Genomic DNA, 6,778 nt, shown 5'->3' with positions numbered 1-6,778 from the left:
GTCAAAGAGGCTGTTTTGTGCGAGTGAATCGGGGGCGTTGAAGTGGCGCATGAGTGAAGGTGTGCCTTCTTGTACCAGCTCCCCGAGGCATGATCAAGCACCTTGGACTTTTTGCGCTCGCGTCTGAACTGGTTCGCCAAATCCCGCCGCTGCTTCTTGTTGCCGATGTGCTTCTGCCACTCGGGGCCGTCCTCGGCGCTTCCGGTCATCACGACCTTCAGCGTCTCGGCTTCCCACTCAGGCCGCAGCTTGATCAGCGCATCGTAAAGATCCACGCAAATGCGGCGGCTCATGCAGACGATCATCGCCTTGCCATCCATCGCCTCCACGCGCTTCTCGAAATGCGCCACCAGATCGGCGGCCACCAGCGCGATGCGTTTCGGATCGCCCACCAGCGCCTCCAGCGCGGCCCACTTCGTCTTGAGCTTTTCCTTCTTCGTCAGCTCCTCGCCTTCGGTAATCTCTTCGAACTCCTCGTCAATCTTCGGCAGCTCGGCGGCGTTCAGGCTTAGCTTGGAAATGCGGCTCTCGTAATAGATCGGCACCGTGGCCTTGTCGGCGACGGCGCGCTGGATGTCGTAGATGCTGATGTAATCGCCGAAGACCGCCCGCGTGTTCGCGTCCGTCTTCTCGATGGGCGTGCCGGTGAAGCCGATGAACGACGCATTCGGCAAGGCATCGCGCAGGTTGCTGGCGAAGCCGTAGGACATTTCGCCGGTCTTTTCATTCACCTTGCCGCCGAATCCATACTGGCTGCGGTGCGCTTCATCCGCGATCACCACGATGTTCTGCCGCGCGCTCAGCTCAGGCATCGCCTCGCCCTTTTCCGGCATGAATTTGTGAATGGTGGTGAACACCACGCCGCCGCTCGCTCGGTTCAGCAACTCGCGCAAATGCTCGCGCCCGCTCGCCTGCACCGGCGTCTGGCCGAGGATGTCCGCGCAGCGCTGGAACTGGCCGAAGAGTTGGTCGTCGAGATCATTGCGGTCGGTCAGCACCACCAGCGTCGGGTTCTGCATCGCCGGATGCCGCACTACGCGCGCGGCGAAGAAGAGCATGGAGAAACTCTTTCCGCTGCCCTGCGTGTGCCAGACCACGCCCGCGCGACGGTCGCCCGGCTTGCCGCCGCGTTGACGCCCGGCCCAGTAGGTGCCCGCCTCCTCGCGCAGCACGCTGCCGGTCTCCGTCATGCCGCTGGCGCGCACCGTTTCCTCCACCGCCGCATTCACCGCGTGGAACTGATGGTAGCCCGCGATGATCTTGTGCAGCGCGCCCGTGTCCGGGTCTTCCTCAAAGACAATGAAATGGTGCAGCAGGTCGAGGAACCGCTGACGCTCGAACACGCCCCGGATGAGCGTCTCCAATTCCAAAGAACCGGGTGCAGCGTCACGCTGCCCGTCAATCGTGCGCCAGACCTTGAACCATTCCTGGTTCGCCGTCACGGAACCCATGCGCGCCTGCAAGCCATCGCTCACCACCAGCGCCGCGTTGTAATGCAGCAGCGAGGCAATCTCCGCCTTGTAGGTTTGAAGTTGTGCGTAGGCGCTCCAGATCGTCGCGTCCTCATCCGCCGCGTTCTTCAGCTCGATCAGGCCCAGCGGTAGACCGTTGACGAAAACCACGATGTCCGGCCGCCGGTTGTTCTGCCCTTCGATCACCGTGAACTGATTCACGACGAACCAATCGTTCGCCCGCACATCGTCGAAATCCACCAGCCAAACCTGATCGCCTTTGATCGAGCCATCGGGCCGGGGATATTCCACCGGCACGCCGTCGCGTAGCATCCGGTGAAAGGCGCGATTCGTCTGCGTGAGCGAAGGCGTCCCCACCCGCAGAACCTTTCTCAAAGCCTCCTCCCGCGCCTCCTCGGGAATGGCCGGATTCAGCCGCCGGATCGCCTCGCGCAAGCGCCCCACCAGCACCACCTCAGAAAACGAATCCCGCTCCGCCGCCGGTTCGCCGGGCGCGAGATGCGGCCCGTGCCCGACCGCATAGCCCAGCTCCCCGAACCATTCGAGGGCCGCGTCTTCGACGATGGATTCATTCAGCGTGGACATGCAGTCATCGCATTAAGGCAGCTTGGCTGCCTCAGCGAAGACCGCTTCAGCTTGAACTGGATTCTGGATGTTCACCAAGCGGGACATCCCGCCCAGCAACTTCAGTGTCTTCTCGACTTCTGTCTCACTCTGTCGTTCCGGCGTCTCATCGACGATCAGCACCGCTTGATCAGAGGTTACCACTTTCCCGTTGATCAGGCTTTCCAGAGTCCACGCCATCGCATCACGACTCTTTTGGATGTGTCCCTTCTTATCGGGAATGTTGAACCGCTGAAACAGGCGCTCAATCGTTCCATTAGCTAGTGCATGGCTGAAGACATACTCTTCCTCCACACCCCGCACCGTGCATTTCACTGGATAACGATCACGGAAGTGGCGATGCGCCTTCAATTGCGTCTTCACCAGCAACTCATCACAGCGCTCCTTGAAGCTGCGGTCAGGAGACTCCTCGGATGTCGAGAGTTCCAGGACGAGCTGTGAATAGAGTTGGTTCGCCACGGCGGCCAGATCGTCCTCTCCCACCTCGTCCAGCACACTTCCCGCATCAGCGATCACGAAGTTCCCTTTACCGGTCTTCTGCAAGGTTTCCATGAACGATGGAGAAGACGCGGGGACGATCTCTCCCCCACCGATGGGCCGAATGGAGGAACTGGAGAGCGCCTCACGCCAGTAGCGCACCCATTGCTTGTAGGCACTGTCGGATGTGACGAAGGCGGGGATGGACCTCCCGTCCACTTCTCCGGGACGTTGGGCGTTCTCCGCCAGAAAGCGGGCTTCGATGCCTAGTGGCGACCAGACGATGACGCCGATATTGCGCGGCTCGAACCGGTGCATGTCCGGGATGTATTTGGCGAGCAGGTATTTCGTGGTGTTCATGGCAGCAGACTCCAGGTGGTGATGGCAGAAAACTCGGCCCTGTGGTGGTTGATGATGTTACGCAGATTATCGCGCCGGTGCTTCAAAAAGCCAGCCGCAGCTTGGACCTCCTGAAATGTCGCCCCGTAGGGCATCGCATCCCGGCACACTTCGTCGATGAAGAAGTCAGGCGTGGACCGGATGCGTTCCAGCCAGTGGTGAAAGTCAGCATCCGCTCCGATGGCGTCCAGCAGGCAGTGACGATGCTGCCCCGAGTCCACCGGACCGCTCGTCGTCCATGAGATGCCCAGGCGGTCACGCAGCGCCGTCAGGCGTCCCTCACCCTGCCCGGCAGCATAGCCAAACAACGCATGACTGTGATCGAAGATGCTCATCTGCGGCGGCGTGGTGCCGGTATCGACCGAAAAGTTCGCTTCATGGCGGTCACAGTTCGCGATCCAGATGTCAAACAGCAGCAGCCCGGTGGACAACGTCGGCAGCATCCGCACACATTAGTTCACATTCACTGGCGGCAGCGAGTTCCCTGTCAGGTTGAAGTCCAGCGAGGCCACCATCGGGTTGCCTCCCGCCTGCGTCACGATTCCCACCGGCGGCACCGGCAGCCGCAGAAACCGCCCCAGCTCGCCACAGATCAGCTCATTGGGGATGCAATAGGGCGCGCTCGGGCCGTTCTCCTTGGCAACCGCACTCAGGTAAACGTAGCGGCTGCCCGCCACGCCAACACCCAAATGGCGTCCGAGAAATTCAATGCGATAGAGAGCGCTTGGCATGGCGTGGAAGTTTTAATTGTTTTAGGAGACATCTTCAACACGCAACTCCCCGCTCAGCAGCTTCGGGAGCAGCATGTCGCGCAGGGTGGCGAGGGCGCGAAATGGAATGGCCGGGTTCAGCCGCCGGATGGCCTCGCGCAAGCGCCCCACCAGCACCACCTCACTGTATGACTCCCTCTCCCCCTGGGAGAGGGTTGGGGTGAGGGTGCCTTTGGCATATTCACCGGGCGCGAGATGCGGCCCCGTGCCCGACCGCATAGCCCAGCTCCCCGATTTGTCCGCCGTAGCCTTGGCGAAGGGGGAACCATTCGAGGGCGGCGTCTTCGACGATGGATTCGTTGAGGCTCATGGGCTGCTACGGTTGAACAGCCGTCCGAAGTTCCACAGCGAACCGCTTCGCATGTGAGCACTTCTTTTCCACCGAGGCCCATTTCTGCGCGAACTCAGAAGCGCGATTGCGATACATATCGAAGTCCTTGTGATTGCTACTGACCAATCGCCCTTTCAAAGGCTTGCCAGAGAGCAGTCGTTCAGGCTTGGAGCGACACTCCAAAGCGCCTGATTTCACAATAGGGTCGGCGGGATACAACCCGGCAAGAATCCAAGCTTCCAACGACTTCGAAGGCATGCAGATCGCCAACTTCTTGGGTTCCGCTGGCTCACCAAGCCAACGGAGGAGCACAAGTCGCAGTGCGTCTGTTGTTGCTTCGGCTGGCGGACACTTTTTCTCGCATGGCAGATCGCCCGTGGGGTCATCAATATGCCCTTGGGCGTATGTTGCGGCAGCTACGTCAGCGTCCAGTTGGAGAACTACGGCATCGTAGCTTTCAAGCACGGGACCGCCGCTGATGGAACCTCCCCCTTTCTCGACTGCTTCGCGGCACCAACGATAGATGCCCGGCCAACCGAATCCCGTCGTGCCAGCGATGGCAACGAACGAATCAGAAACCTCTGGCTGGAGCCTTACTGTCTCCAATTCATACTCAGGTAGGATGGCAGCCACGGCAGACTCAAGCATCACCAAATCGGTGCTGCCTTCTACCGCAAATCCAATGCGCAGCACATCAGACATTGGGCACCCCCCCGAGATCACCAGCCACCCAAAGCCGGGACAAGGTCCAGCCACCTTTGGCTTTCTCCACGAGCTTCTGAATATCAACACGGCGAACCACGGTTCTCCCTGTGCTCGTTCTCGCCACCGTGAAGAGTCGCACACGGTCATCTTGCAGAGGCAGCCCGTCGAGAACGAGCGGGTTATGCGTGGTGAGAAGGAACTGCCGTTTGTCCGGATTGTTCGTGACCCATCCGCAGAACTTGCTGATCAGTGATCTCGCCAATCTTGGATTCAGACCGTGATCGGCATTATCCACGGCTAGAAGCTGAGGACTCCTTGAATGCGCGGCAAGCACAGCCAGAAAGAGGATAAACAATGCGCCTTCGCTCGCATCGTAGCCAGATAGAACATTCCGGCCCTCACGCATGAATCGGTCGGTGAACTTGATCACGCGAGGCGAGGCAGCGGCAGCGGGTGAAAGTGGCATCGACGATGCCGGTGCACTTCCGAAGTGCTTGGCCCAATCAATCAAACTCAGCGCTTCCTGAGCTACAGTTTTTGCATGAGGGCTGTCGCTGCCGCTGAGCAGCAACTCCCGCACTGCGTCCGGCAACTGTCCGCCTGACAGACCAACGGGATGCCTTGGCTGATTTTCCTGGGCGATTCCGCGGAGCACCGGCGTTGTCGGCGAATAGATCACGTAGGATTGAAGCGCTTTCAGCAGCAGTAAGGCTGGATCATCTGCCATCAAAGTCACCGCCCTCAGCGCAGCCAGCCCGTTTTCTGGGTTTACCGCCACCAGTTTCTCCGCGCTACGCTTAGCCGGAGAGGTTCCCACGAGCTTCCTTGCGCCATCTTGCCAAAGCTCGTGCTTGAACCTCCAAGCCGGGCTTGGGTCGTCTAGCGGGTTGTTGAGTGACACCGCATACTCAACCTTCCCGGACCATGCCTCGAACCTGATATGCGTGCCGGCAGCAGCTCCGCCTCCCGCCCTGGTTGGAAACGCGGACTTATAAAGTTTTGGCACGCCGGGCCTGACGCCACGCTGGAGCAGCACGAGATCGTTCACCTTCCCGTCAGCCGCAGCGGAAAGGACACCGAGCGCCTCAAGCAAGTTACTCTTCCCGCTCCCATTGGCTCCCACGAATACATTTACCTGGCCGAGTTCGACTTCGACTTTTTCGAGGGACTTAAAAGATTCGATCTTGAGTTTCTGGATCATGATGTTCGGAGTTTATGCCAACTGAATTATGATTGCGAGCGCTCTTGCGCCTCCGCCACCCTCAACTCCCCGCTCAGCAGCTTCGGCAGCAGCGTGTCGCGCAGGGTGGCGAGGGTGCGGGATTGGTGGAGGTTGGCGTGGACTTGCTGGAACAACGGCGTCACTTGCTTATCGAAGGCGAGCAGGACTTCCTTCGGGGCGAGAAGAACCTCAGTCGCTTCAAAGGTGCTTGTCGTGATGGTGTCGAAGATGGAGCCGTGGCCGCCTTGCACCAGCCGCTCAATGAAGTGGCGCGCATTGCAGTAAAGCGCGAACGGCGCAGCGACCTTTGAGCGCAGCCCGTAGCAGGTCTGATTCATTGCCATCGCGTGGCCGAACATGGTGAGTCTTCCAGTCGTCGCGCCACGAGCGACTACGACGGTTGCGTTAGCGGGGATGATCTTCGTGGAGCTTTCCTCAACTCCTTGCTTGGTGATGGTTCGCTCGGTGGACACGAGGAAGGCTTCGCCACATTGGGAAACATCCTTTGCGCTGGCCCACGGCACATCGCCGCTCCAGTAGGCCGGAACATCGGTCTTTGGCGTTCCGCCACTGAGCAAGTCGGCTTGCCGAAGGATTGAACCTGTCTCCCACCCTTTCGGAATATGCCCGAGGGGCGAGTCTTGGAAGGAGTCGGGGAAGAGGGCGGCGGTGGCGGGGTCGAGGGCGGCGGGGGGGCGGCCGTCGAGTTTGGCGCGGACGGGGTCGAAATCCACGAACCAGCTCTGGAACAGCGCCCGCGCCATCGTCTCCAGCGTCG

The 6,778-nt window shown here is 60.2% G+C and carries 8 protein-coding genes; all 8 read right to left on the bottom strand.

Going from position 1 to position 6,778, the window contains the following annotated elements:
• Window positions 1-2,057, bottom strand: a 2,057-nt coding sequence (locus ACKVY0_RS05745) for a type I restriction endonuclease subunit R (RefSeq protein ID WP_409213836.1), incomplete at its 3' end; no start/stop codon positions are given.
• A gap of 12 nt (window positions 2,058-2,069) precedes the next feature.
• Window positions 2,070-2,933, bottom strand: a complete 864-nt coding sequence (locus tag ACKVY0_RS05740) for a hypothetical protein (protein ID WP_409213835.1) — start codon at window positions 2,931-2,933, stop codon at window positions 2,070-2,072.
• Window positions 2,930-3,415: a hypothetical protein gene (locus ACKVY0_RS05735; protein ID WP_409213834.1), complete on the bottom strand. Its 486-nt coding sequence runs from the start codon at window positions 3,413-3,415 to the stop codon at window positions 2,930-2,932. Before ACKVY0_RS05735 ends, ACKVY0_RS05740 begins: the two co-directional genes overlap by 4 nt.
• A gap of 9 nt (window positions 3,416-3,424) precedes the next feature.
• Window positions 3,425-3,703, bottom strand: a complete 279-nt coding sequence (locus tag ACKVY0_RS05730) for a hypothetical protein (RefSeq protein WP_409213833.1) — start codon at window positions 3,701-3,703, stop codon at window positions 3,425-3,427.
• A 21-nt stretch (window positions 3,704-3,724) separates the two neighbouring features.
• Entirely contained in the window at window positions 3,725-3,961 is a 237-nt protein-coding gene (locus ACKVY0_RS05725) for a hypothetical protein (RefSeq protein WP_409213832.1), read from the bottom strand.
• Window positions 3,962-4,058: 97 nt separating this feature from the next.
• Entirely contained in the window at window positions 4,059-4,775 is a 717-nt protein-coding gene (locus ACKVY0_RS05720) for a hypothetical protein (RefSeq protein WP_409213831.1), read from the bottom strand.
• Window positions 4,768-5,979 carry an AAA family ATPase gene (locus tag ACKVY0_RS05715; RefSeq protein ID WP_409213830.1) on the bottom strand — a complete coding sequence of 404 codons (1,212 nt, stop codon included), beginning with the start codon at window positions 5,977-5,979 and terminating at the stop codon, window positions 4,768-4,770. The genes ACKVY0_RS05720 and ACKVY0_RS05715 overlap by 8 nt, the downstream gene beginning before the upstream one ends.
• A gap of 26 nt (window positions 5,980-6,005) precedes the next feature.
• A partial coding sequence (locus tag ACKVY0_RS05710; protein WP_409213829.1) for a restriction endonuclease subunit S occupies window positions 6,006-6,778 on the bottom strand: 773 nt, incomplete at its 5' end.

The sequence above is a fragment of the Prosthecobacter sp. genome (assembly GCF_046154365.1).
Classification (GTDB): Bacteria; Verrucomicrobiota; Verrucomicrobiia; order Verrucomicrobiales; family Verrucomicrobiaceae; genus Prosthecobacter.
The sequence above is the reverse complement of the archived record's forward strand: the minus strand, read 5'-3'. Positions and strand labels throughout refer to the sequence as shown.